Below are 26,580 nucleotides of genomic sequence, written 5' to 3'. Positions count from 1 at the left end.
TTTGTTTAGATATAGCACAGGAAGTTTAGTTGCTAAGCGTCCTGTGCTATTTTTTTGCTTTGGAATAACTCTTAGGAATCTTTGTGAACGATGTCAATCTTAGGTATCTGGATCTACTGTTAAAGCACTTTGAACCTCACCAGTATCACCTTGTTACGCTTTCTGAGCTAGAAGCGGTGATTTGCACGTCGAGGCGCAATGTTTCTATTGTGATGAAAAAGCTTGCCACTTACGATTGGGTCGATTGGCAACCTGCGATTGGCCGAAGTAACGCTAGCCGTCTCAGTATTAATATTTCCCTCCAACAAGCGATGACCGAGTTTTTGGTTGAGGAGCTTGGCAGAGGAAGAATGAACTCAATAACGAAACTTATTGATTGGTTCGGTCAAACCGCGGTTAGAGCACTAACTATCGCTTCTGAAAAAGTGAATCGATTGAATGAATCAAATAACGCTATTTTGATTTCTTCTTACCCTTGGGTATCCAAAATCGACCCTGCGAATACTTACCGTCACACTGAATTACACGTCGCGAAAAGCGTTTATGACGTATTGCTGACCCAAAATTCCAATGGTGGTATAGAGCCATCGTTAGCACACGAATGGAAAATGGAAGGCAAGGTAATGACGTTATGGTTGCGGCCGGGCATATATCGCCATGATGGTGAACCCCTTAACATACAGGATGTGGTTTGGAGTATAGAAAGACTCAGGGAGATAAAAGGACCAGTTCACGAGCTCTGGCAATGCATTGATAGCGTGGTTGCAGAAACATCTAACTGCTTAAAAATCATATTGAAGCATCCGAACAAGTTGTTTCCATACATGCTAGCAACTCCTCATGCGTCTATTCTGTGTCGAGATGTCGTCTCTTTCGGTTCTAGTTATTCCTACCACATCGGGACTGGGCCATTTAAAATTAGCGGCTGGAACCAGGAGAGTATGACTCTTGAAGCGCACAAAGAGTATTTTTCAGCACGCGCATTGTTAGATCAAATAACGCTGTCTCATGGTGATGTTAAAACCTTAAATATGTTGAGCTTTAACCAAAGCTCCGATCACGTTGAAGTGGAAAAAATTAGCGCATTTTCATATCTGACCTACCGCGAACGCGTGGAATCCCAACTCACAAAAGAGACTTGGTATCAACTTGCTGATTACATCCATGTGCAAAAGCGAATTTATGATGCGCCAAGTGCCGTTGACAGCATTCAGTTAGAGACTCATGAGCAAGATTTATCAATAACAGATGGTGGTGTGATACCTAAACTGAAAGGTAAAGTGGTATTAGCTGAACCTGTCTGGACGATACCGAGTCTAATTCGCCATTCCGAATGGTTGCACAGTGTGATTCGTGCAACGGGATTGGAGTTGGAGATCGTCGTTATTGATGACATTAGTTTTCCTGAGGTAGTGTCTCACCAAGCAGATTTGCTCTTCATTGAGGAAGTCATGGAAGCACCATTTGAATATGGCATCTTCGAATGGCTGTCGATAGCAACTGGACTGCGTTTTAGTTTTGATCAAAGCCAGATGTTAAGCCACAGAGAAAAGGTTCGCAGGGCGATGGCAGATGATGACTCGCTTCAGTCTTTATTAAACCTAGAGAAAGCGTTGCGCGATCAGTACCTATATTTGCCTTTGTTTGTTGGCTACGAAGAAGTGACAAAAACACAGCAAGTGCGAGGTGTGCAGGTGAAGAATACAGGCTATAGCGATTTACATAGGTTATGGATTGCTCATTCACACTAGAGTCTGTGTTCAAGATTATGCAAATGTCCAACGCATAAAGCCATCGAAATGATGGCTTTATAAGGGCGTATCGGATTAGAAGTTGTACGACACACTTGCGCCAACAACCCATTGGTTTGCACTATCAACGATAGATGAGTCGCTGATACCGCTGCCTAGGCGCGTGTATTGTGTCATTTGACTTACTTGCCAGTTGTCGTTGATTGGCATAACAAGTTTGTAGCCCACACCATAGCTTACCGTTGAATCACCTTTGTATGCTTTGCGGTTTGCGTTTGCTTCGCGTTGTTTTACACCAAAGTAGTAATCTACGTAGTCTTCACTTTGATAAGTTAGGTTAGCAAAAGGAACAAAATCAACACTACCGAATTTCATGATGTGGAAGTAAGTCGCGCCCGCTAAGTAACCTTTGTAAGCACCACTGATATCGTGCTGAAGGTACGTAGAAATGACGTTGTTTTGATCCAGTGTAAAGTCTGCGTTTAAACCTAGATCGACGGCGAAGCGGCGTTTATCTGTGCCTTTCAGGCTTTTCGCTGTATCACCGTCGCGCATTACACCGCTACCTACAAGGTAGGCACTCATGTTGATTAACTCATTGGTGTTACCGAAGAAGCGGTAGTTAATGCCACTTAGGTCGGCATTAAAGTCGTCACCATGGTAACCACCGTTGAGAATTGGTGCTGTATTATGCTTTTGATCTTTGAAAAGATCGCTGCCTTGAGCCACACCAGCTTCTACGTTCCAACCGCCTTCGTTGTTGTAGATGTTACCGTTACGAATGTAAGTATCGCCAGCGAAAGCTGAGCCAGCAGCTGTCAGAGTAAGTAGTGCAATTAATGTTTTTTTCATCATTTTTCCGAGTTGTTCTGTTTTGTTTTGAACACTGTACAAAATGACGTTGTAAGCATCTATCGGCAAAGCGTATGGAAATGTAATGAACAATCAGGGTAAGAAGCAGAATGTTGCTTCAGAATAGAAAGGTTGCTGGAATAGCTTTCGTTAAAACAGCGAAAAAATCCGAGCTGGGGTGGCTCGGATTTGGGGTATTTATCAGGTATTGATACTAACTTCTTACTGTTTCGTTAAGTTGTATAGTGGTGCTAGGTCACCCGTTACTTTTTCGCCATTCATGTCTAGCTTCATAAGTACGTTTTCACCAACAAAGTACTGGTTTGGTGCATCTTCATTTGTCAACGTTACGATGCTGCCATTTGCGTCCCAAGTGAATTGACCTTCAGATTTTGATTGACCGTCTTCTTTGTCTTGGTAGCTTTCTTCAAGTACGTAAGTGCCATCTTGATTTAGTGTGATGGTCATATCGATACCAGCACAATCCGCGCAAGGTAGTGTTCCTTTGTAGGTGCCGTTCCAGTCCAGAGCACTTTGTGCGTTGTGTTCAGAGTCTACAAATGTCTCTTCAGTAATTACCTGTTCTTCTTCTACTGGTAACGTGTCAATTGTCTCAGTCGTAACGTCTGCACTGGTGGTGACTTCAGTTTCCGTTGCCTGAGGTACTTCAACTGCGCTTGTTTCGGCAGGTTTCTCATCTTGACAGCCTGCAAGAATGATTACCGCGCCTGTTAGTGCCAACATTGTCTTTTTCATTTTATCCCTCTTTAAATCAAGATTTTGTATGAGAGTAATAGTAGACATTTATCGGGGATTTGCGTCATCAAAAAGCAATAGAATGATCTAACTATGTCAATAAAACCGGATATGAGCATGAAATTGTCAGGAAAATCAGAACAATGTAAATGTTGATTTGGGTATCAAGCTTGAGCCCACAGATAAATATCTAAAAAGGGGAGTGGGAGCGAGTTAATTGATAACAGCCCACATTATTGTGAGTTGTATTATCAACATCATCTAAGAAACGTTATTGAAGCTTGAGCGTGAAGTGCCTCGTTTTGTGCTTCGTTGATCAGAAAACAGCTCCGCAATAACCTGACGATTTAATTCGCCTTTCAAATGGCCGTGCTCATCGATGACGGGCAGTGAATGTTCACACGACATGACTTCAGTCAGCACTTGCTCAATGGCTAAATGTGGAGAGATGATAGGCACCTCTTCATAGATATCATCACGCCAATCTGATAGGTGAGTTAACTTCGCTGCGTTTAGCAATCCTTGCTGTGTTATCACGCCTTGATAGCCTGCATTGGTCTCATGGTAGGCATAATCACGTTTAACACGTTTCATTTCACTCAGCGCATCTTCAATGGTTTCAGCGCGAACACAGTACGAAGGTGGCTGCATCAGCGTTTCGACCGTCAGTGCTCGCGCTCTATTGACGTCTTTTACAAAGGCTTCAACGTACTCATCGGCAGGATGCAGTAAGATTTCGTCTGGTGAACCTTGTTGGACCAGTTCACCGTCTTTAAGAATCGCGATGCGATCGCCAAGTCGAAGCGCTTCATCTAAATCATGAGTAATGAAAATAATGGTTTTGTGCAGTTTCTGTTGCAGCTCTACCAACTGATCTTGCATTTCGCTTCGAATCAGAGGGTCCAATGCTGAGAAAGCCTCGTCCATCAACAGTATTTCGGCGTCGGTAGCCAGTGCCCGTGCAAGGCCCACACGCTGTTGCTGTCCACCCGATAGTTGAGCAGGATACTGGTGCTCATAACCCGTCAGTCCAACGGTTTCTAACCATTCATTTGCTTTTTCTAAGCGCGCCTCTTTACTCATTCCCTGAACTTCCAAACCATATGCGATGTTGTCGATAACAGTGCGATGAGGCAGCAAGCCAAAGCGTTGGAACACCATAGACATCTTGTGACGGCGAAACTGTTCAAGTTCTTTGTTAGAAAGTTGCATGACATCCACCCCTTCTACCAAGATCTGCCCCATGGTTGGATCAATTAATCTATTGAAGTGGCGAATCATGGTGGATTTTCCAGAACCGGATAATCCCATAATGACAAAAATTTCACCCTTTTGAATTTGCAGGTTGATGTCTTTTAGTCCGACCGTGTGGCCCGTTTCCGCTAAAACCTGCTCTTTACTATGTCCCAACTTAACGCGCTCAATCACGCTATTGGGTCTGGTACCGAAGATTTTATAAAGACCGCTGATTTCGATAAGTGGACTAGTCATTTTTTAAATCTCCTAAATGAGCTTGAGTGCGTTTCGCATACGCTTGTGAAGCACGATCAAAAAGGATTGCTAGGGCGACAATGGCTAAACCATTGAGAAGACCAAGAGTGAAATATTGATTGGTAATAGACTTTAGAACAGGCTGACCTAAACCTTTTACCCCAATCATTGATGCGATGACCACCATTGACAGTGCCATCATGATCGTTTGGTTAATTCCCGCCATGATGGTTGGCATTGCAAGCGGAAGCTGAACCCCAAAAAGCCGTTGCCGAGTGCTGGCACCAAATGCGGTTGCGGCTTCCAATACTTCTTTATCAACTAGACGAATGCCCAAATTGGTTAAACGAATAACCGGTGGAATCGCGTAGATCACTACTGCGATAAGGCCAGGAATTTTCCCGATGCCCAATAACATCACAACTGGAATGAGATACACAAATGCCGGCATGGTTTGCATGACGTCGAGTAATGGTGTTACCACCGACTGAATGCGATTAGAGCGCGCCATAGCGATGCCTATAGGGATACCAAGTGCGATGGCAAGCATAGTACATACAGTGATGATACTGAGCGTACGCATAGTGTCTTCCCACATTCCAAAATAGCCAATCAGAATCAGCGAACCAAAACATGCAGCGGCCAGTTTCCAAGAGCGGCTGGCGGCATAAACGAGAGTGGTGCAGACACCTAAAATAATGAACCAAGGTGTAGAAATCAGAAGTTTTTCAAACCAGACAAGAAACGCAAGGAGTGGATCAAACAGAGACTCAATGAGTTCACCATACTCGCGAGAGAAATCTCTGTAGGCGCCGTCGAGTGTTTTGCGAATCGCCCTGAGATCAGAGGCATCCATTTCCGGGAATTCGCTGAGCCAATTTGAGTCAGACATATGTACTTCCTTTTTCTGATATACCTAAGCGCTCTCAAGAAACTTAATTTGGCAAGAAGAGTAGGGCACCTAGGCCAAGTAATGTTCGTTCGACAGGTTCTGTATCGAAAGTATTACCCTTTAAGCTCAGGCCAATGTCGTCAAACTTCTCTTTTTCGTTTCTTAGGTATACATCCTTTTAAATAAAACAATCATTAGTGTTCAAACTAATGATTTGCTTGGATTATAGTTTTTCTTCTTCAATAAAATGAACACATTAGCGTGTATTTGTATGAAAAATCTGCGCAAACTAACGTTTTTATTATCCGGTTAATTAGAATTGATCTTTTTGTTCGTTTGTCATCAAAATCCCTAAATTATTAGATGTCTAATTAATGCTGATGTATTACGTATTTGTCGTGTTGATTTTTGCAAACTTAGTTTATTGGCATATGCTAAAAATGTTATTGGCATATGCCAGTTTAAGGCGTAATTTGACTCTGTGTTTTTGAGGGACAATGATGGCAAGACCAAAGATAGAAAGACGAATATGCGGACGTGCGGCTCACCATTGCTTTAAGCCCAATGGCATTCCATTTAATCAGTTGGAGCAAGTCGCCATATTACCAGAAGAGTTAGAAGCGCTACGTTTAGCCGACTTAGAGGGGCTTAGCCAGCAGCAAGCTGCGGAGCAGATGGGCGTTTCTAGACAAACTTTTGGTAACACAGTAAAAAGTGCAAGATTGAAAGTCGCAAAAAGTTTAGTTGAAGGTCATGCATTAGTTTTTCCGAATGAGGAGTCAAACTTATGATTTATGCTATTCCTAATGATGGTGAGCGGGTGGCAAACCACTTTGTAAAAGCACCATACATTGCTATTTATTCTGATACTGACGGTATGCTAAAAAACTTAGCGAACATAGCTTCTATGCCACAAGCGGGTTGTAATGCGAAGTCTCAGTTGATTCAGTCTCTACAAGGGTACAATGTGGATGCTGTTCTTGTGCGAAATATCGGTGAACGTGTATTGGCAAAGCTACTTAGCAGTGGCACGCCAGTATTTAGGCTGTCTACTCGTAGTTCCTTGGAAGATGTGCTTGCGGTTCCAAGAGAGCCTTTGATTGAGCCCTCTCAAGGACGCCCATCAAACAATCATAAGAAAAGTGTTCACAAACAAAAAGGCGGCTGCGGCTCCTGTGGTTGTGGTGGCCAAAAATCAAAACCCTCCTTGTTGGCAAGACCTAAGGCGCTACTCAAAGCAACATCTAGCCCTGCTATACTTAAGCTAGAGTCGATGGCTAATAAGGCAGGTTAATATGGTTTGGTTATTTACCTTTCTTGGTTTTCTCGCAATCATTTTGTTGATGTCACTTGGCGTCATTTTTCACAACAAGCGCATTCAAGGAAGTTGCGGCGGTTTAAACAACGTCGGTGTTGATAAAGTATGCAACTGCGAAACCTCATGCGCAGAACCTGAAAGGCGTTTATATCAAATCTCAGAGCCTAACTCATCACCTGAGCGCTAAGGCTTTTGGCCCATTGCGGCAAGGTTTGCCGAAACCAGTCCAAATACTTGCTGGTCTGCGGATTCTCTCTGGAGACCAGTATGTTGACTACCTCGACAACGATCCACGCTTTTGCTAGTCCGATATCGCGCGCCAATTCTGTTGTTTCACCTTTCTCTGCGCACTTTATATATTTGTCTGCTACGTTCAAGTAATCATCAAATGTGCCCATGCCCTCGATGAGCGGCGCTAAATCTATCGCGACATGCCCTGTAGAAAAGCGCTCCCAGTCGAACAGCACCAGCTCGCCATTTTGGCGCTGTCCCCAGTTTCCTGCATTGGTGTCTCCGGAGATCAAGTTCTGCCCATCGAAAAGGTGCGCCGATCGTTGTTGTAGCTGGTGGAAGAACTGTTCTGTCTCTGAGCCCAGTTTAAGTGTTGCGAGTGCTTGTTGAGTCGCTTGTGGTGTCCACTGGTGGCGGTGATAAACACCATCTGATGTTGGTGGAAGTCGGTGCAGTTTGACGAGTTGTTCAATGACTCGATCATCTTCAAGTAAGAATGCTTGCTCGACTGCGTGGGGAACGTATTCAACGTACAGAACGTTTTTCTGGTCGTCGAGTTGAATCAAGCGCGGTACGTGTATTCCAAGCGCGTTAAACTGCTCGGCATAGCGTTGATAAAACGCCACTTCTATTTGAGTAGGGTTACGTTTTTCTATTACTTGGACGCCATCTTTTTCGATGAGAAAAACTTTGGCACTGCCCATTTGGTTGAGTTCTTGTTGCGACACCGGACTTCCTGTCTTCATGTAGAGAAATCTCACCTTAATCGCTGTACTCACGTTTGCCAATAGCCACGACAAAGTGCCTCAAAAATATTAAATGCAACTGTTTAAATATGATTTTGCTGTGAGTGTCTAAATTTTACACAGTCTCGCCTGTACTCCGATAAATTCGTTCTACGCTTACTATTCGTCTTAATAAAGGAGAACCAAAATGGCTGTAATGAAGCAGGATATTCCAAATCGTGTAACGGTTTACCATGACAATATCGATCAAGAACAAGAGCTGAAAAATGCGATGCTGCCAGAGAAACCGCGCTACTTTAACGGTGCTCCGACTTACAAAGCGAACAGCATCGAAGAGTTTGAAAGCAAAATCAGTCAGATAGGTTTGTCTCTCGATAAATAATTTTTCTTTTACCTAAAAGCGCCCTCAAAATGAGGGCGCTTTTTTGTTTATGTGATTGATTTGAATCTTAGGGAATTAACCTTGTTGTGCACTGCCTTGGCAGACCTGTTTTTGCACTGCTGGTGGCGCGGGCTCGTAATGGCTTAAAGTCATACTAAAACTGCCTTCACCACCCGTGATGGAGCGCAATCGACGAGCGTAATCTTGCAGCTCATTTACTGGTGACTTGGCTCTGAGTAAAGTGAAGCTGCTGTCTATTGGCTCGGAGCCTTCGATTAAGCCTCGGTTTCCAGATAAATCACCAGAAACATCGCCAACATTCGCGGTTGGGATGTGCAGTTCCATCTGGACAATGGGTTCTAGCACAATAGGATCTGCGTTGTTAATCGCATCTAAAAAGGCTTTCTTACCTGCGATGACAAACGCTATTTCTTTCGAATCGACGGAGTGATATTTACCGTCATAAACGGTGACTTCCACATCCTTAATTGGGTTGCCAGAAATCGCGCCTTCCTCTAACGCTTGCAAAATACCTTTTTCAACAGCAGGAATGAGCGCGGTTGGAATGGCGCCACCCACCACTTTGTTGATGAACTTAAATCCGGCACCACGTTCGAGTGGACGAACCTTCAATTGCACTTCACCAAATTGGCCTGCACCGCCACTTTGTTTTTTGTGTCGATAATGCCCTTCGGCAGGTTTGGTGATGGTTTCAAAGTATTCGACGCTTGGTTGGCAGGTTTCGACGTCCAGTTTGTACACGTTCGCCATCTTTTCTAATGCGACTTTGAGGTGAAACTCCCCTTGGCCGCTGATGATGGTTTCGTTGGTGCGAGCGCGATGTTCGATGCGCAGCGAAGGATCTTCACTGGCAATTTTATTCAGCACATCTCCTAATTTTTGCTCATCTCCACGCTTAAGAGGCTTCAAGCACAAAGAATACATGGAGTCAGGAAGGTCCAACGTTTTGAGTTGAACACCATCTTCTTCGTGAGAGTCATGAACGATTGAATCGAATTCGAGATCATCCACTTTGGCTAAAACGCAGAAGTCGCCTGCAAGCGCGCGAGGGATCTCGGTTCTATCTTTGCCCTGCAGTTGATATAAGTGCCCAACTTTAAATGCCTTGTTGCTTTCGCCAATATAAAGCTGGCTGCCCGCATTGATTTCACCCTGATACACACGTAAGTAGGCAAGTTTTCCCATATATGGGTCGACGCTGACTTTGTACACGTGTGCGACGGTGTGCTCTAAGGTTTCGCAATTTACTTTGATTTTTTTGCCGTTCTTTTCCAGTAGAGGAGGGTTACCCTCGTTTGGCATGGGCATGATCTCCGCCAAGGTGCGCAGCAGCAACTCGACGCCCGCGCCGGTTTGTGCTGAGACAAAACAGACCGGAATCACATGTCCAGTTCTCAGTGCTTCTTCAAACGGATCATGCAGTTGCTCTGCGGTGAGTTCAGAGCCTTGTTCCAGATACAGTTCCATCAGTTCTTCATCGACTTCGATGACTTGGTCAATTAAGGTCTCATGAGCTTCATCTACTGTTGCAAGTAAGGTTTCTCGTCCCAATTCTGGTTCGAAATAGCAGTCAACTACAGATTCCCCGTCAGTCGAAGGTAAGTTGATCGGCAAGCAGTGGTCACCAAAATGCTCAACGATGTTCTCCATCAATCTCTCTAACTGATTACCGTGGTTATCGAGCTTATTGATGATGATCATCTGACATTTTTGCTGCTCTTTTGCAAAGGTGAATAAGCGATCGGAAGTTTGGTTAAGCGGTGTTTGAGGGTCGATGACAAGGGCGGATGTTTCAACGGCAGGAAAAACGCTGATAGTACGGCCAAGTAACTCGTTTTGTCCCGGAGTGTCGATGATATTGAGCCGGTGTTTATTCCAGCGCAGTGCGACTGGCGTTGCTTCAATACTGTGTTGATATTGGATGGATTGAGGGTCGAAGTCGGTAACAGTATCGCCTTTTTCTACGCTGCCTAAATGGTGGGTGGCATCGCAGGTGAAGAGCAGTTTTTCTATCAGTGTGGTTTTACCGGTCCCGGTTTGACCGACAAAAGCGATATTGCGTATTTTATTGATAGGCATAAAGCCTCCTTGCAAGATGGCGTGAAAAACCTACGAATTGCTAGGAAGTGGGTTGTTATAGAAACCCACGCACTGCATTGGAGTAGGGCGGGATTACCGCCTATTCGTTTTCCACGTCATTTTCCGGATGACTCGATGCATAAGACCACCTTCTTGGACTACTGGAATCTTAGCATGCCTCAATAACCATATAATCTATGTGATTTATTTCATGATGGGGCTGATTGTTTTTTAATCGAGATCATAAACTCAGAGGTTCTGACTTTTGGAGCAAAACCTCTGGATTGTTTAGGCTATTTGGAAAGAACGATTTCGCCGTCGCGATAAACCAAGCTTGGCGTTACATCTTGTCCTAGTAACACCGGGCCATCAAGATCGACAACGCTTGCCTGAGCAGCAATAGGTAACGCGGCTCGCATCGCCAGCGACGTCCCCAACATACAACCGGACATGAGGCTAAAACCGAGTTTTTGGGCGTCGTCGGCTAATAATAGTGCTTCAGTGAGCCCGCCAGTTTTATCTAGCTTAATATTCACCATTTCATATTTGCCAACCAACTGATGCAATTGCTCTCTGGTGTGACAACTTTCATCGGCGCAAAGTGGAATGGGGTGCGGAATGCTGGCGAGTACGTTATCGCAGTCTTGTGGCAACGGTTGTTCGATCATGGTGATGTCTAGCGGTTCGAGTTGAGCAAATACCGTCGCGAGGTCGAGGCCTTGCCACGCTTCATTCGCATCTAAAACAATTTGCGCGTGCGGCGCAGCATCGCGTACTGCTGCAACGCGCTCAAGCACGTGTTCACCATCCAGTTTTACCTTAAGCAGTTTTGCGCCTTGGCTAAGATAAGCTTGTGCGTGTTTTGCCATCGCTTGCGGCGTGTCGATAGAAACCGTCATCGCCGTCACAATCGCCTCTGGTAACGTAAAGAGGTCGTGAACCTGTTGCTTGTGGCTCAAAAGCGCGTGAAGATGCCAAAGGGCGCAATCCAATGCATTTCTTGCCGCCCCCGCGGGCAATAACGATTGAAGCTGGCTTTTGAGAACCATGACATCAGCTTCGCCTTTGGCATACAAACTTTGCAGTTCATGTGCGGCGTGAGAAATCGCCTTAATCACCGATTCAACCGATTCACCATAACGAGGGTATGGCGTGCATTCACCTTGGGCGGTCATGCCTCGATGTTCAATTGTCACTCGGACTACGTGGCACTCTGTCCGACTGCCGCGAGAGATGCGAAATGGTGTCGCCATGGCAAGCGTGACAGGTTCTACATGAATTTTCATCTCACTAGTTTTCCCTAAACCACAGTTATTTTCTAAACCGTAAATGTTTCTTAAATCGTAAGGAGCCTATCTGCAACCGCATCAACGCCAAAACGTACAGGGTCGGTGACGGGCACTTGGTATTTGTCGCTCCAATCCTGGCATAACTGGGCTGCATCTTCTTCGCTGAGCGCCGAAGTGTTTAAGCAAATACCCACTAATTGAGCGTTTGGATTTGTTAGGCGAGCAGCGGCCAGATTCGCTTCTATCGTTTGTTCAATGGTTGGCAAGCTCGCATGTGGTAAGTTGCGGATGTGCGGGCGACCAATCTCATGGCACAGTATCAGAGCGTCAGCTTGTGCGCCGTGAAGTAAGCCCAAACTTACGCCAGCAAATGAAGGGTTAAACAATGAACCTTGCCCTTCGATGATGTCCCAATCGTGATCGGTGAACTCAGGGCTGATCGCTTCTACTGCGCCGGAGATAAAATCGGCAACTACAGCATCAATCGAAATGCCACTGCCTGCGATGAGAATTCCGGTTTGACCCGTTGCTTTGAACTCTGCACGACAGTTTTTACGCTTCAATGCATACTCAATGGCAAGGGCAGAGTACATTTTGCCAACGGAGCAATCTGTTCCTACAGTAAGTACTCGCTTGCCTGCACGAGCTTTGCCATTGCCGACCTTGAGCGGGGCATCATAATGGCGAACATCATACAGTTTGGTTAATCCGCGTTGTTCTAGATCGGCAAGAGGATCAAATTCCGCCAAACGTTGGTGCATGCCCGATGCAATTTCAAATCCCATCTCTGCCGCTTCAAGTAAGGTTGCTTGCCAAGCTTCGGGAATGACGCCTCCTGGATTTGCCGTGCCGAGCACCAGCGTTTTTGCTCCTTGCTGCTGCGCTTGTTGTAGTGTCATGTCGGTTAAACCAAGCGATACGGTTTCTGGCGTCAGGCGGATTTGGCCAAGACAAATCTCAGGTCGCCATTGGTATATGCCACGCGCGGTTTTTGCTGCGAGTGGATCGGTTACATCGCCAAGAAAGAGTAGGTAAGGTTGAGCAATTTGCATGATGGTTCCCTTCGTCATCGTTATTGCTCATTAATGTAGCCAGACTGATTTAGGAAACCGAATGCTTATTTGTTAGGCAGGCATAACTTCAGGTTATACCTTTAAACCATTTGTTGTTTTAGGGCGGTGATAAATTGCTTTGTCGCAATGGATTGAGGTGTGTGCTCTGCGAATAAAACAGAGACGGAGAAGGACATATTTGGCTCCAAAGCATGCACGGAAACGGCATTATCTTGGCGATATTGTTTTGCAGTCCAAGGGTCTACAATCGCGAATCCTGCTTCGTTTTTCACCAGTTCAGCCGCCGCGGAGTAGCTGCGGACGGTGATGGCATGTTGATAATGTTCGTCACGCGCCGATAAGGTTTGATGCAGCAATAAGCCCAGAGGGTCTCGGCTATCTAAACCGATAATGGGTAAATCGTGACTGATGAGTTCTTCTAAAGTGACGGTTTTTTCTGTGGGTATCGCTGCGCTTTTAGGGGCAATTAGCGCCAAGTTTTCTTTTAATAACATGTGTCCCATGATCGCTGGTGGCGTTTCTTCACCGAACGCAATGGCGACATCCAATTCATGTTTCAGTAAACCTGAGCACAGCTCATCGCGATTGGCCGTTAAGAGCTCAAAGGAGATGCTGTGCTCTTTCGACAACAACGCGACAGTCGGCGTTAACAAGTGTGCGGCCAAAACAGGCGGAGCACCAACTCGTAAATGTTGAGTTCCCTGTTTGACTTTGTTGGTCAGAGAGCGAAATTGTCCGAGTTGTTGATAGACTTTTTCAGCCTCTGGCAATAAGGCTTTGGCTTCTTGAGTTGGAACGAGACGGCCCTTTACACGCTCAAATAAAGCGAAGCTCAGTTGTTGTTCTGTATGGGCGAGAACTCGAGTGACATTAGGTTGGGAAACGTGCAGTAAGCGAGCCGCGCCTGACACCGTTCCTGCTTGCATAATGGCGTAAAAGACTTCTAATTGCCTTAAGTTCACTGCGATTTCTCTCTGCTCATGTTGGTCACCTCAGAATACCCAACCTTGCTGATAAGCGATAGAGGCAAAAGTGCTGGCGTAAAAAATAGGAAGACGATGTTGGTTGCCTTCCTATCTCGCTTTTTCAATTTCTCAACTTCTCAATTTCTCAACTTCTCAATTTCTATGCTTCACTTTGCTGCTGCATGAAGGGGCAGGTCGTTAAACGGCTCGACGTCTCGGCTGAGTAATCCCATCAAAATCACTGCCAATACCATGACAGCAGCTGCGATTGCAAAACCGTATTGTGTTAGTTCGTAATGACTCAATATTGCAATCAGGACGTAACTGAGAGATTGAATGGTGGTGGCAAACATGCTGATGCCGCCATCGACGCGACCTCGTTGATGAACCGCTACGGTGTGATGCATCCAGTTGACTCTCGCAATGCGATTTAGCGCGTTAAATACGCCAAACAGCGCCGTAAACAATAAGATGGTCAGCGGGCTCATCGCAAAACTCATCCCGATAAGCGCAAAAGAGACCATAACCATCGAAGCGAACATAATGTGGCTATGGGAGGAACGGCTTAGCACTTTGGTGACAATAAAGCCGGTTAGCAACGAGCCGAGGCCAAAACTGATGTTGAACCCTGCAAACCAATCGCCAGAGATGCCTTGTTCAGAAAACCAAATCGGTACCAGTTTGCTCAAATACGTCAATGCAGGATAAGAGAGGCAAGAGAGCAGAATAAAGCCATAAAATCGGGGTTCGAGACGGAATATTTGTTTGCTCTCTTTGAGTTGCGCGATGAAAGCAACGGATTTTGATGCCCTTAATTGTTGGGTATAAGGCGTCAGAATATAGAACATCGCTGCTAACGCAGAGGCGCTGGCCGCAAACAAAGCAAACTCTTTCATACCCCACATTTCAAGCAAAACAATACCCAACGCGCCAGCTCCGAGGGTTGTGGATTGCATTACAATTTCTTGCTGACCCGAAATTTTCGCATACTCATGGTGCTGATAATTTTCTTGGGTGAAAGCGTTGTTGGTCGTCCATGCAAAATTACTCGAAACCCAATACACCAATTGTGCAAAAGCCAGCAACCAGTGTGACTCGAACCCTAACCAATAAGCAATGAACACCACCAAAGCCATACCCGATTGAATCCATTGATTGAGCACGAGTAGTACTTTGCGTGAATGTCGGTCAATTAAAGTGGAAAAGAAAGGCGTTGCTAGAAAAGAAATCGCGGTGCAGCTCAGAGAAACTAAAGCGACGAATGTACCCATGTTAGGTTCGGAAAGCATGACCCATGGCAGTGCCATCATGAATAAGCCAGAGGAGATACTGTCGAAGAAGCGGCCAGCTAAGTACGGCTGAGTTTTATTTTTCATTATGTTTGCCTCTAACTCCCGATGGATTTCAAAAGGTTGATGTCCAACTGTCTTGTGTTTAACAACCAAGTCGTTCGCGCTGAACACATTATCTTGAGATCGCCGGGGTTTAGCGTTAATTAAGATGGTGCAACTTTAAAACCTCAAGTAAACTTGAGGTAAAGCATTTTTTTAACAAAATTGATACACAGGGAGTCAAGGATGGAAATCAGCGTAGGAGAAGTGGCAAAACGTTCTGGAGTGAAAGTATCTGCCCTACATTTTTACGAGCAAAAAGGACTGATTTCGAGTTGGAGAAATCAAGGTAATCAGCGTCGCTACCATCGCAGTGTGTTGCGCCGTGTTGCGGTGATCAAAGCAGCGCAGCAAGTTGGGTTGTCGTTAGAAGAAATTAAACATGCGTTAGATGAACTGCCGAAACACCAAGCCCCTAACAAAGCGCAATGGGAAGAAATGGCAAGCCATTGGCATGAACAGTTAGAACAAAAGATTCAAAAACTTAAAGCGTTGCAAAACGATTTAGGCGGATGCATTGGCTGCGGGTGCTTGTCGTTAGAAACCTGCGCACTGCGAAACCCAGAAGATGTATTAGGGAAAGACCACTCGGGGTCGAACTTAACGTTAGAAGAAGAGTAGCGATTATCTCTATTCTTTGTCGAAACTGTCGACTACGATCGCGCCCATCGAAGCAGGCATTGTGATGACGATAACGCGCTTTATCGCAACCAAAGGCTCATTCATGAGTGGCAGCTTATCAAGACAGAAAAGAACTAACGCTACCACAACGGCCGCAATGAGGTACGCGATAACCACACGAAAAATAAAGATGGATACGCGATTCTTGATGTGGCTTTGAAACACGCTTTGATACGCGAAAAAACTGAGGAAAATGACAGAAAGACTTAACAGCATGAGCAAGTTTGCCATTGGTAGGCTCTCACCCAATCGCCACGCCTCCTCCGAAAATGAGATCGGGACTGCTAGGGCAAAAGCACCAACCAATACTTGGCTAGCGTCTTCTAGATTAAAGTGGCTGCTCATGCTGTTTATTCCATTATTCGCTTGCTAGATGTAAGAGCTTTTCAAAACGCTCATTACCGTGCAGCAATTCGAGGTCTCGTTCTTCGGCAAGTAAATCACGAATGGATGGGCTGTATTCAATTGCGCGTTCCAAGTCTTCAATAGCTTGCTCTTCGATACCAAGGCGAGAGTATGCACACGCGCGTTGATACAGTGCAGGGCCGTTGGTGTAATCGACTTCAAGTACGCGGTTACAAATGCTAAGTGCCCAATGGTATTCGTTGATTTCCATCGCTGCGTCGGCTTTGTAAGTCAACGCTTCTAAATCACCTGGACGAATTAATAAGATTTCATCATAGATTTCAATACGTTGTTCTGGAGTTTGAGAGCTTTGTGCACGTAGCCATAAGTTATGGATCTCGTTGATTTTCTCAATCTCTTTGTTGTTTTCACTGATAATGCGAGTTTTGCGTTTTAAATCTCGCTCAAGGGCGACAAACTTTTTCTCGTATTCTTGGGCGATCTTCTCCAATCGTTTATCAGCCATCTCTTTGGTGTTGTGTTTAAACTCGCGCAGAGATTGCCATCCGACAAAGGCAATCAGCGATGCGACACCAGCAATGATGTAGAAGAAGTATGTAACGGTCACGTTGGCATAGTTCAACGATTTATCTGCGACCGTTAGCTCGCGATCGGTGATCTCTGTGATCATTCGCTTTTCTAGGCTTTGATAGTCCTGACGTAGCGCTTTTAGTTCATCTAAAATATAGCGTTCCATTAATGGTCTATCTAACAGATCCGATTCTGAATACTTTTCCTCCGATGCCATTGTTGGCAAGGCAAGTATCAGCGAGAAAAAAATACCAATAAATAAGCGCATATAACGTCCTTTCACGAGAAGAGTACAGATAGACCATGCAACAATAGCAAATAGCACAAACGTTTAGCAAAGTTATTACAAAAGAAATAACAGTCGTCTACGTAGAAGTCATATTCTTGTTGTTTTTCAGTTTGTTCCTGGTGGTTATTTGTTGTGATATCTTTTATCCTCCTTGCGAATTTATGATTAATGGAGTGAGCATGGACGCGCGAGCTAAGGATTACTTAGAACAATTCCTAGAATTATTATCACCAGAACAAAGGGAAGCTGTACCATCAGTCAGTGCTGACTATTATTGTGCCGACGAATACAACGCGAATGTATGCGCAGATTTGGTTCGTATTGGACAGAAAACTGCATCGTGCAGTTTGGAGCTTTGGTATCGAGAACATGGTGAAACCATGCCCCAAGTCGGTCATTTACAAGTAGTGACGAATTGGGATGGGGACCCGGTTTGCGTGATACGAATTACTGACGTAAGTACATGCAAATATGAGGATGTAACCGCAGAGTTTGCCTTCGCAGAAGGCGAAGGTGATAGAACCTTAAACTGGTGGCGTGATGCTCATACTGCATTTTTTAAAGCTGAATGCGATGAGTTGAACATCGATTGGCATGAGAAACGTACGCTGGTTTTAGAGCGTTTTGAAGTGGTGTATCCCGTCAATTAATCTCTGATAGCAGCACTGATTTGAAGTGCTGCTTTCTTTACTGAGAGACCATTTTTAGCGCTTTCGAGCGGTCACACTAAACATGTGCCAATGTTTTTGGCTTCCGACTACAGTGGTCCCGCCTTCATCTCTTTCATGCAATGAAATGAGGTCGTAACCTTCGAATAAGCTTTCCACTTCCTTTTTTGTTAATGCGGTAATGTTTGGGTGCATTTCGGAGGTAACCCAGGAGTCTTTCACTCCCAAGAAATCGCCGCAGAAGATACCGCCCGGTTGTAATGCGCTGTCTATTTTTGTCCAGACTTGTTTGAAGCCTGTGTCAGGGCAAAAGAACAAACTGGCATTTGCGATAACCAAGCTGCACTGAGGGTAATTAAATTCAGTAAAACAGCACTGCGAAACCGAAAATCGTTTATTACCTTCAAAGCGTGTTAAACAAGTTTTTACTGCATCTTCATTGCTATCACATGCGTGAACCTTAAATCCCTGTTCGAGTAGAAAGTGGCTGTCTCGACCTATTCCGCAGCCAATATCAAGAGCGACTTTGCCTTCTATCTTAAGTCGGTTTAGGGCATTTTCCACGTTTGGGCGGTGAGGTTGGCTTAAAATTTTCTGATAGTATTCATTCCATTGCGCTGGCATTGAACTTCCTTATGTTGGTTGTGTCCCCTGCCCAAAACTAGCGTCCATTTTGTTTTGCTTGACTGGGGAGGTTTGTAGTATTGGCAGCTGTTATAGCTGATCTTCAATTGGTAATATTCCGGAGAACCAAGCGCCCATTTTTCGCCATACTCCTGCTTCTGGTTCGGAGTCGTATTCTTCGCCTGTTTTTACGTCGGTCCAGACAATGTCCCCGTCGCGCAGAGTTAAGGCATAGGCGTTACTCGACAGTTGACTCGGCAGTTGTTCTAGAAACATTTGCACATATTCTGGCTGTTCGATAACAACGGCCATTTCGGTATTCAAAGCGGCCGAACGTGGGTCCCAGTTCATCGAACCAACGAAAAGTGTTTTGTTATCAATCGTCATTGCTTTAGCGTGTAAACTTGCTCTGCTACTCCCCGTGAGGCTCCACTTACTTTTGAGTTTCGCGCTCGCTTTTACTTCCCAAAGCTTTATTCCAGCTTCGAGTAGATCTTTTCGATATTTTGCGTACCAACCATGCACGGCAAACACATCGTTAGACGCGAGGCTATTGGTCACAATCGTGATATCAACGCCTCGCTTGGCCGCGTTACTTAATGCTTGAGTACCTACTTCAGTTGGAACGAAATAGGGAGAGATGAGCACAAATGAATCCTCAACACTTTTAACCAGCTCCGTTAAATTATCAATAAGTTGGCTCTCTCGGGTCGCGACTTTATCGGGCAGATCAAACCATACTTTCGCTTCTCCCCAGTAGAGCTTGAGTTTGCCTTGTTTTAGATCTTGGTACATATCCAGTTGAGTGAAGTCATAGCGGCCGGTTGAAAACTTTTCCTCTAACCGGAGTTTATTGACCTGCTTTTGAATCGCTTGGTCGGTAATTTGCTGTGAATTCGGTGTAATCCATTCCATTGGTATCGAATAGGCGCTATTCCAGTAGAGGTCGAACTGATCGGCAGTTTGTTGTACCGCCTCACCATAGAGCAGAAGATCAAAATCACCAAACTCAACTTGCGATTCAAAAGAGAAGTATTCATTGCCGATATTTCTACCTCCGACAATGGCGGAAACACTGTCTGCAATCAGAGACTTATTGTGCATACGACGATTAAGGCGTTTAAAATCGCTAGCAAGAGCGAACCAACGGGAGTCGCGATACTGATGCGGGTTAAATAAGCGGATTTCTATATTAGGATGTGCATTGAGGGCAGCCATCACATCGTCGTTTCGCTTTTGCATATCGTCAAGCAACAGCCTTACTCGAACACCACGCTTTGCCGCTTCATACAAGCGCCACGTTATTAGCTGACTCGTTTCGTCACCACGGTAAATATAGTATTGAAGATCAAGGCTTTTCTGGGCGGACTCGATCAAAGAGGTTCGAGCAAGAAGGGCATCGTGTCCCTGATTTAACGGTGCAAAGCCAGTTATGGACTTAGGGTCTCTCCCGTAAGCTTCAAAGTACTGCGCAAGAACAGAATCCTTTTGATAACCGAGCTGAAAGCTGGTGGACTTTTCACTGGCGTCATTCAACGATACGGATGAGCATGCCGATAAAATAGTGAGCAGCGAGGGGAAGAGCAACTTGGCGAGCGTTTGTAACAAAGCACATTTCCTTGTCTTACAGAGTGTTACCTACTCCAAATTATAGACTTAAGCTGACGCCACATGCACCCAGAACCGTTTGATAACGAGCGATTAATCAATGAATTGCCATAGAGCCTGCACTAAGTTCAACTTTTAGAGCGCAGATAATCATTTATTTTAATTATCATTATGGCCGTATTGGTCATAATCACTAATATCTGGTGATTATGACCAATAGCACACTGGATAAAATAATGGTTTTTATATAACCATATGATTTCTAATAAATAAATGCTTGGCATGTCATTTGCTGTTTAGAATAAAAGTTAAGTCAGAGCAACTTGCGCAGTTGGTTAATTTTTTGTTAATTTTATTAACTTTGAATTGGCAATAACTATCTAGTTCGCTGCTTAAAAGACTAGGCAAGTGCCGCTTTGATGTTTATTCAAATTCAATTCTCTCACCACCATGCTTACCGGGAGCAATGGACTGAATAAAAGTGTGGTGTTGAAAACAACAATAAAAAAGGATTTTCGATGTTAGCAAAACCCATATTACGTTGGCTTTTACCCTTCGTCGTCGTTGGAGGCTCTTATGCAGGATATGCTGCAATTGCCGCAACTGCGCCGGAAAAAGAGTCAACCAAAGATGCAATTACAGAGCCTACTGTTCAGGCTTCTTCTCTTTTTCCTACCGATCACAAAGTGGTGATTACCAGTCACGGAGAATTAGTCCCTTTTGAAAAAACACACCTTTCCGCGCAAGTTAGTGGTGAAGTTACAAGTTGGCACCCGAATTTTGTGACGGGTGGCATCGTAAAACGAGGAGAGGTTCTTTTCACAATTGAAAGTGACAACTATGAAGCGTCGGTTTTACAAGCTGAAGCCGATTTAGCTAGTGCACGCGCAAACTTGATTGAGGAACAAGCGAAAGCCGAAGTGGCAAAACGTCAGGCAAAGAGACTGAGCGATAAGCAAGTGACGGATCTGTATTTACGCAAACCTCACGTTTTGAGCGCACAAGCCCAAGTGAAGTCGGCTCAAGCGGCACTCAAACGAGCAAAAAGAGAGTTAGAAAATTGCAAAGTCGTTGCACCTTACGATGCGCTGGTTGTTGAGCGTGATATTGGTGTTGGTCAATTTGTTACATCTGGTTCTCGAGTTGCCACGTTAAACAACATCGAAGTGGCAGAGGTGCACGTACCCATTGCCGGTTTTGATAGTGCATTTTTACCTGAATCCATTGGTGAACTCACTGCGACAGTGACGCAGCAAGGTGTGTTTTCTACCACTAGAGAAGGTCGAGTAGTTCGTGATCTAGGCATGATTGATAGCGCTACCCGAATGATTAACATGGTCATTCAAATCGCGGACCCATACGGTGTCGATAACCAGCTGCCTCCAATTAAATTCGGCTCCTACGTTGAAGTGAGCTTCACTGGTAAGGAACTTAAGCACATCTACCGCTTGCCACAGGAATTAGTTAAAAACCGTACCGTGTGGGTGGTGAATGGCGATAATCAACTTCAACCCAGAACCGTCACGGTTTTGAGAGCAGAAGGTGAGTTTTTGCTGGTTGGCGAAGGTTTAGAGCAAAGTGATAAGTTGGTACTGACCTTACCAGAGTACCCTCAAAAAGGCATGGCGGTACAAATCGCAAAAAAGAGTGACGACTCCGAAACCGTCGTACAGTAAGTAGGAGTATGTCATGGAAGATACTAAACAAAAGGGCTTAATTGCCTATTTTGCGAATAATCCCGTCGCTGCCAACCTTTTGATGGTGTTCATCATTATCATGGGTGTGGTGAGTTTTCTCTTTATTCAAAGGCAGATGTTTCCGAATATTGAGGTGAACTACATTGATGTTCGTGCGACTTATCCTGGCGCTTCTCCTCAAGAGATAGAAGAGAGTATTCTCGTTAAGGTCGAGGAATCGATTAAAGACGTCACCGGGATTAAAAAAGCAGTCTCAACGGCCTCTAGAGGTAGCGCGTATGTTTCCATCGAGGTAGACGTTAATGCCGATATCAAGCGTGTCTTGGATGATGTAAACCAACGTATTGATACCTTGTCTAACTTACCAGCGGGTATGGAACCAATCAATGTCTACCAAGTTGAATGGCGCCAAGATGTAATCGAAATGGGGTTAGTTGGGGACCGACCGCTCGAGGAGCTTAAACTGCTTGCTAAGCAAATCGAAGATGAATTACTTCAGTTAGAAAACGTCATGCTGGTGTATCTGAGTGCGCCAGAAGAAGAAATAGCGATTGAAGTTGACCCACTTGTTCTTCGTAAATACGACCTGACGTTGAGCGATATCAGCAGCGCGATCAGCCGTTACTCAGCCAACTTTTCTGCGGGCGAAGTAAAAACAAACTCAGGGATGATTGCAGTAAGGATTGAAAACCAATACTACCGTGGTGATGAGTTTAGAAATATTCCTGTAAAGCTTGGCGCAAATGGTGCAAAGGTTCTGTTGCAAGATATTGCCACAATAAAAGATGGCTTTACGGAAGAAGAGCGCTACTTTGAATACTCAGGTCAGAATGCGATCTACATGTCTGTTGAAGCAACTCGTGACCAGAACATTATCCCTGTTGCACAGTCCGTTCGTAATTATATTGAAGCAAAAAACAAGACATTGCCGCAGGATGTTAAGCTCAAAGTCTTAGTTGATACGACTTACTATTTAAATGGGCGTCTCGACATGATGTTGAAAAACTTGCTGCAAGGCGCTGCATTAGTCGCGATTATGCTGACCATTTTCCTACGTTTCCGCTTGGCTATGTGGGTAATGATTGGGCTACCTGTCTGTTTTCTCGGTGCCGTAATGATGATGCCTGCATTAGGGATCACGGTAAACATCGTGTCTCTTTTTGCCTTCATTATGGTGCTCGGTATTGTAGTTGATGACGCCATCGTGATGGGAGAAAGTGCGTACAGTGAAATCGAAGAAAAGGGCGGTGGCGTCGAAAACGTGGTTCGTGGTGTAAAACGTGTTGCCACACCAGCCACTTTCGGTGTGTTAACCACAATTGCTGTGTTTGCCCCTTTCTTGTTGTCTAGCGGTATTGATAGTGCCTTCTTTTATGGTATCGCGGGGGTCGTGATTCTTTGTTTGATCTTCAGTTTGATTGAATCGAAGCTGATCCTACCAGCGCACTTGGCGCATACCCATTTTAAGCCAGTTAAACCAGGTGGCTGGCGTGACCGATTTAACCAACGTTTTTTTGGTTTTGTAAATGGTCCATATCGTAACTTTGTAACAACATGCACCCATTGGCGCTGGACAGTGTTTGCGGTGTTCTGTGGTTTACTGCTGATCAGCGCGGCTTTGATCAACGCGAATTATGTTCGGGTGATCCCTAACCCTAAAGTGCCGACTGACTATCCTTCGATCACTATTGAAATGAATGATACCGTTTCAAGTGAGCAGACAATCAGTGCACTCAAGACTATTGAACGTGTCATGCAAAAGATCGAATCTGAGACCATTGCGGAACATGGTCAAGGAATGATTCGTGATGTGCTGTCGTACAACAGAAGCCGCACCGAAGGTCGAGTATTAGTACCTCTTGTTGATGAAGAGTTACGCCCGTTCAATACATTTGAACTGGCTCGACGTTGGCGTGAAGCTATGCCTGTTATTCCAGGTATGAAGAGCATCAAAATCCGCGAGCAGAGTGCGGGTGGTGGTGACAGAGATGAGTTTGGTTACTTGTTGTTTGGTTCTAACATCAATGAGCTCAACGAGGCTGGGCGTTACTTGATAGAGCGTTTACAGCAGGAAGAAGGGTTATATGATATTTCATCTTCTATTGATTCTGGAAGCAAAGAAGTACTCCTGTCTCTTGCGCCTGTAGCGTACGATCTCGGTCTGGATCTCACCATGATCGCAGAGCAAGTTGGTGGCAGCTTTTATGGTGGCGAAGCACAGCGCATTATTCGTGATGGTGAAGAAATTAAAGTTATGGTGCGTTACCCGCAATTGACGCGTGAAGCATTCTCATCATTGCGTTACGCTGTGATTACCACACCAGCAGGTAAGAAGGTCATGCTAGGTGATGTGGTGAAGATCAATGAGCAGCCGGGCGTGAGTAGCATTCGACGTGAAGGCGGGTATCAAACCGTTTATGTTTATGGTTCCATAGACGAAGAATTGGTTGAGCCTCAAGAAATCGTTAAGGTCATTGACGACAATATCTTGCCGGATATGAAGCAAGCGTTCTCGAGTGTGAAAACAGAATTGGGTGGTGATATTGAAGAGCAGGCTGCGCAGCGTAATGAACAGATTTTGTTCTTTATTGCAGGCATGATCATCGTCTACATCTTGTTAGCTGTACCGTTAAAAAGTTATACCCAACCTTTGATTGTAATGTCCGTCATTCCGTTTAGTCTGACGGGGGCGATTTGGGGCCATTTCTGGCTAGGTTTAGACATCAGTATGATGTCGACATTTGGTTTGATCGCCGCTGCTGGCGTGGTTATTAACGACTCTCTGGTTATGACAGATTACGTAAACCAAGTGAGAGAAAAGGGTATGAACATCAAACAAGCGGTTGTTGAGGCGGGTTGTGCTCGTTTTCGAGCTATCACGCTCACCTCAATAACGACGTTTGCGGGTGTATTGCCGATAATGTTTGAAACGAGTTTGCAGGCGCGTTTTGTCATACCGATGGCTGTCGCTTTGGGCTTTGCGGTGTTGTACGCAACGGTTCTGACTTTATTGTTGGTGCCTTGTTTGTATTTAATGCTTGAAGATATTAAAAATATTTTCAGATCGATTAAGAGGTTTATCCATCGTTTGATTAATCGTTTCAGAAAGTCGCCAGTGACGTCGAGCGTTGAAGCAAGCGTATCGAGTTAACAAGCTTGATGTTAACGATTAGGAGCAGCCTTCGGGCTGCTTTTTTGTTTCCGCATTTTGATTCAAAGTGATTTTTTAGTGGGCAGTTACGTAATTATCTGATGAGAAAACTGCCTGACAAAGTATTTCTAATATGTATGTTTCTAATGTTTTAAATTCGCATGGTTAATTTGACACTTGGTTAGCGAAATTTACCAGACGAAGATAACGTTGAATATGAGGCTTTATTTAAGTTGTTGAAAAATAACAAAATAAAAGTTGGCATCGTATGTGCAATATATAAATTGTAATTAAAATTAACTGCTAATCCTCAAGGAGCTTATTATGAAAAGCGTATTTCTATCTACTCTAAGTCTTATTGCTGTAATGTCATCACCAATCGCTGCTGCTAACACTTTAGACAAAGAGGAGTGGAGCTCAGATTTACGTCAGGACTTTTCTGAGATGAAACATGAAGCTATAGCAGATATTCAGCAAATGAACATGGATGCCATTCACGCACGTGATGAGCGTATCGTGAAAAACATTAAAGATGAGCAAGAACAGTTAGTAAAGGTAACGTGCCACAAAGAGAAAGCAAGCAAGTCATAAACGCCGCTAAAAGAGACTAACAGACGAAAATGAATCCAATACGAGTTCGGTGTTAGTTAGCAGTAAGCACTGACCTTGTTGCTCAACTTGCCAGCCTTTTAAGGCTGGCTTTTTTGTTTCTCATTTCATGGGTGGAGATCAGATCCTCAAGCTTATTATCAATAGTTGGCGTGTTTGATGAGCTATTGCTGGATGGAGCGGATGTAACTTTTAAAAGTGTAGATTTCAGTAAAGTGGAGGTGATGTTAGATATTTAAAATTTAGAAAAGATCCGATCTCCTTTTTGACCTTCATAATACCTTAGTATGTGGTTCACTTTTATTTGAAGAGGGATTAGTAATGACTTGGGAATTTATTGAAAGGAAAGAGGCTTTTGATTACATTGGGCTAAATAATAAGTCGGTTAATGAGGTTGAACAATTCTTACATGGAAGAGTGAGACTTTCAGCTGCACTCTTTAGCAATAAAAAACTATACTTATCAAGACAATCCCTCGTCATGCTTGCGTCTCTGAATGAATATGATCAGAAGCAAGTTGTCAAAGAAATGTATTTTCTTTCATCTAATCCAAGCACACCCTCTGTAGTTAGACACAAACGCAATCCATTGCTTCGAATATTTCGAACTAGGTATCCCTTCAAAAATTATCATTACTTATTAACTTGTATCCTTAGAGACGGGAAAGTTGTAATTCATGATATTGCTTTTGATCGACAGTTGCATGGTAAGTCTATTTTTAAGCATTCACATCAAAGAACCCAAATGTATCATGTGAAGAAAGAAACAGGTAAAAATGGTGAGTATAATGGAGTGCAGAACAATGATGAAGCAAAGTTATTGTTGGCTGAGTGGGACCACACTAAAGCTCAAGTAACTCATCAAGTCAATACGCTTCATGCAACGGTAAATGGAATGTTGAATGATTATGAGAAAGCGGCGACACTGATGGGGGTACATACGCAGGTGGCGTACAAAGAAGATAAGCCAACAGAGTATACGTTGTTTCACAACCCTTCTGATAATGCGAAGCTGGACCTTATTGAATGTGTTTATGACAAAACTCGTTTACTTCGCACAATGCTCAACACCTAGCAGCAG

The 26,580-nt window shown here is 44.4% G+C and carries 25 protein-coding genes; 11 read left to right on the top strand and 14 right to left on the bottom strand.

The annotated features are described in order from the left end of the window. Positions 1-83 precede the first annotated feature (83 nt). The gene (locus tag R7093_RS08450) at positions 84-1,751 is read left to right on the top strand and encodes an ABC transporter substrate-binding protein (RefSeq protein WP_318101173.1); all 1,668 of its coding nucleotides are present in this window, start codon (positions 84-86) and stop codon (positions 1,749-1,751) included. Positions 1,752-1,826: 75 nt separating this feature from the next. Here R7093_RS08450 and ompV read toward each other — a convergent pair whose 3' ends face one another. The 4 genes from ompV to R7093_RS08430 all read right to left on the bottom strand — a co-directional run bounded on the left by ompV (position 1,827) and on the right by R7093_RS08430 (position 5,742). Beyond that, positions 1,827-2,603 carry an outer membrane protein OmpV gene (gene ompV, locus R7093_RS08445; protein WP_017635134.1) on the bottom strand — a complete coding sequence of 259 codons (777 nt, stop codon included), beginning with the start codon at positions 2,601-2,603 and terminating at the stop codon, positions 1,827-1,829. 222 nt (positions 2,604-2,825) lie between these two features. Next, positions 2,826-3,359 carry a copper resistance protein NlpE gene (locus tag R7093_RS08440; RefSeq protein ID WP_005373930.1) on the bottom strand — a complete coding sequence of 178 codons (534 nt, stop codon included), beginning with the start codon at positions 3,357-3,359 and terminating at the stop codon, positions 2,826-2,828. Between the two features lie 261 nt (positions 3,360-3,620). After that, the gene (locus tag R7093_RS08435) at positions 3,621-4,850 is read right to left on the bottom strand and encodes a glycine betaine/L-proline ABC transporter ATP-binding protein (protein WP_213913800.1); all 1,230 of its coding nucleotides are present in this window, start codon (positions 4,848-4,850) and stop codon (positions 3,621-3,623) included. Further along, entirely contained in the window at positions 4,843-5,742 is a 900-nt protein-coding gene (locus R7093_RS08430; RefSeq protein ID WP_318146612.1) for a proline/glycine betaine ABC transporter permease, read from the bottom strand. The genes R7093_RS08435 and R7093_RS08430 overlap by 8 nt, the downstream gene beginning before the upstream one ends. A gap of 500 nt (positions 5,743-6,242) precedes the next feature. Between R7093_RS08430 and R7093_RS08425 the strand changes: the two genes are divergently transcribed. The 3 genes from R7093_RS08425 to nqrM are packed head-to-tail and all read left to right on the top strand — an operon-like array spanning position 6,243 to position 7,247. Further along, on the top strand, positions 6,243-6,533 hold the full coding sequence (locus R7093_RS08425; RefSeq protein ID WP_005373924.1) for a DUF134 domain-containing protein: 291 nt from the start codon (positions 6,243-6,245) through the stop codon (positions 6,531-6,533). Continuing rightward, positions 6,530-7,036 (top strand): NifB/NifX family molybdenum-iron cluster-binding protein, encoded by a 507-nt coding sequence (locus R7093_RS08420; protein ID WP_005387209.1) that lies wholly within the window; start codon positions 6,530-6,532, stop codon positions 7,034-7,036. The genes R7093_RS08425 and R7093_RS08420 overlap by 4 nt, the downstream gene beginning before the upstream one ends. 1 nt (position 7,037) lies before the next feature. Further along, positions 7,038-7,247 carry a (Na+)-NQR maturation NqrM gene (nqrM, locus tag R7093_RS08415; protein ID WP_017635136.1) on the top strand — a complete coding sequence of 70 codons (210 nt, stop codon included), beginning with the start codon at positions 7,038-7,040 and terminating at the stop codon, positions 7,245-7,247. Here the strand turns inward: nqrM and R7093_RS08410 are convergent. Continuing rightward, entirely contained in the window at positions 7,225-8,037 is an 813-nt protein-coding gene (locus tag R7093_RS08410; RefSeq protein ID WP_050550085.1) for an aminoglycoside phosphotransferase family protein, read from the bottom strand. The genes nqrM and R7093_RS08410 overlap by 23 nt on opposite strands. 187 nt (positions 8,038-8,224) lie before the next feature. Between R7093_RS08410 and R7093_RS08405 the strand changes: the two genes are divergently transcribed. Then, positions 8,225-8,419 (top strand): hypothetical protein, encoded by a 195-nt coding sequence (locus tag R7093_RS08405; protein ID WP_005373920.1) that lies wholly within the window; start codon positions 8,225-8,227, stop codon positions 8,417-8,419. 75 nt (positions 8,420-8,494) lie between these two features. Here R7093_RS08405 and fusA read toward each other — a convergent pair whose 3' ends face one another. The 5 genes from fusA to R7093_RS08380 all read right to left on the bottom strand — a co-directional run bounded on the left by fusA (position 8,495) and on the right by R7093_RS08380 (position 15,222). Beyond that, entirely contained in the window at positions 8,495-10,519 is a 2,025-nt protein-coding gene (fusA, locus tag R7093_RS08400) for an elongation factor G (protein WP_104980430.1), read from the bottom strand. A gap of 293 nt (positions 10,520-10,812) precedes the next feature. Next, complete coding sequence (gene dgcA, locus R7093_RS08395) at positions 10,813-11,805, bottom strand: N-acetyl-D-Glu racemase DgcA (protein ID WP_318146611.1); 993 nt, start codon at positions 11,803-11,805, stop codon at positions 10,813-10,815. 50 nt (positions 11,806-11,855) lie between these two features. Further along, on the bottom strand, positions 11,856-12,860 hold the full coding sequence (gene dgcN, locus R7093_RS08390) for an N-acetyltransferase DgcN (protein ID WP_158159504.1): 1,005 nt from the start codon (positions 12,858-12,860) through the stop codon (positions 11,856-11,858). 101 nt (positions 12,861-12,961) lie between these two features. Beyond that, a complete protein-coding gene (locus R7093_RS08385) occupies positions 12,962-13,843 on the bottom strand; it encodes a LysR family transcriptional regulator (RefSeq protein ID WP_085569193.1) in 882 nt (293 codons plus the stop codon). 170 nt (positions 13,844-14,013) lie between these two features. Continuing rightward, on the bottom strand, positions 14,014-15,222 hold the full coding sequence (locus tag R7093_RS08380; RefSeq protein ID WP_042523295.1) for an MFS transporter: 1,209 nt from the start codon (positions 15,220-15,222) through the stop codon (positions 14,014-14,016). 201 nt (positions 15,223-15,423) lie between these two features. Between R7093_RS08380 and soxR the strand changes: the two genes are divergently transcribed. Further along, the gene (gene soxR / locus R7093_RS08375; protein WP_005373898.1) at positions 15,424-15,858 is read left to right on the top strand and encodes a redox-sensitive transcriptional activator SoxR; all 435 of its coding nucleotides are present in this window, start codon (positions 15,424-15,426) and stop codon (positions 15,856-15,858) included. Between the two features lie 9 nt (positions 15,859-15,867). Here the strand turns inward: soxR and R7093_RS08370 are convergent, their stop codons facing one another. After that, positions 15,868-16,263, bottom strand: a complete 396-nt coding sequence (locus R7093_RS08370; protein ID WP_005373896.1) for a DUF2391 family protein — start codon at positions 16,261-16,263, stop codon at positions 15,868-15,870. Positions 16,264-16,276: 13 nt separating this feature from the next. Further along, entirely contained in the window at positions 16,277-17,122 is an 846-nt protein-coding gene (locus R7093_RS08365) for a tetratricopeptide repeat protein (RefSeq protein ID WP_005373890.1), read from the bottom strand. A 200-nt stretch (positions 17,123-17,322) separates the two neighbouring features. On the opposite strand from R7093_RS08365, the gene R7093_RS08360 reads away from it, so the two are divergent. Further along, complete coding sequence (locus R7093_RS08360) at positions 17,323-17,793, top strand: ASCH domain-containing protein (RefSeq protein ID WP_005373887.1); 471 nt, start codon at positions 17,323-17,325, stop codon at positions 17,791-17,793. A 54-nt stretch (positions 17,794-17,847) separates the two neighbouring features. On the opposite strand, the gene R7093_RS08355 is transcribed toward R7093_RS08360, so the two are convergent. Both R7093_RS08355 and R7093_RS08350 read right to left on the bottom strand, forming a co-directional pair. After that, entirely contained in the window at positions 17,848-18,435 is a 588-nt protein-coding gene (locus R7093_RS08355; protein WP_222716442.1) for a class I SAM-dependent methyltransferase, read from the bottom strand. Between the two features lie 90 nt (positions 18,436-18,525). Then, positions 18,526-20,043 (bottom strand): phospholipase D family protein, encoded by a 1,518-nt coding sequence (locus tag R7093_RS08350; protein ID WP_318146610.1) that lies wholly within the window; start codon positions 20,041-20,043, stop codon positions 18,526-18,528. Between the two features lie 518 nt (positions 20,044-20,561). Between R7093_RS08350 and R7093_RS08345 the strand changes: the two genes are divergently transcribed. The 4 genes from R7093_RS08345 to R7093_RS08330 all read left to right on the top strand — a co-directional run bounded on the left by R7093_RS08345 (position 20,562) and on the right by R7093_RS08330 (position 26,574). After that, complete coding sequence (locus R7093_RS08345) at positions 20,562-21,719, top strand: efflux RND transporter periplasmic adaptor subunit (RefSeq protein WP_318071631.1); 1,158 nt, start codon at positions 20,562-20,564, stop codon at positions 21,717-21,719. Positions 21,720-21,732: 13 nt separating this feature from the next. Beyond that, positions 21,733-24,891: an efflux RND transporter permease subunit gene (locus R7093_RS08340; RefSeq protein ID WP_318146609.1), complete on the top strand. Its 3,159-nt coding sequence runs from the start codon at positions 21,733-21,735 to the stop codon at positions 24,889-24,891. A gap of 324 nt (positions 24,892-25,215) precedes the next feature. After that, a complete protein-coding gene (locus R7093_RS08335; RefSeq protein ID WP_005373876.1) occupies positions 25,216-25,482 on the top strand; it encodes a hypothetical protein in 267 nt (88 codons plus the stop codon). Positions 25,483-25,821: 339 nt separating this feature from the next. Next, on the top strand, positions 25,822-26,574 hold the full coding sequence (locus R7093_RS08330) for a hypothetical protein (RefSeq protein WP_318146608.1): 753 nt from the start codon (positions 25,822-25,824) through the stop codon (positions 26,572-26,574). Positions 26,575-26,580 lie beyond the last annotated feature (6 nt).

The organism is Vibrio sp. 1580, assembly GCF_033340055.1.
This window is presented reverse-complemented; position numbering and strand designations above follow the sequence as displayed.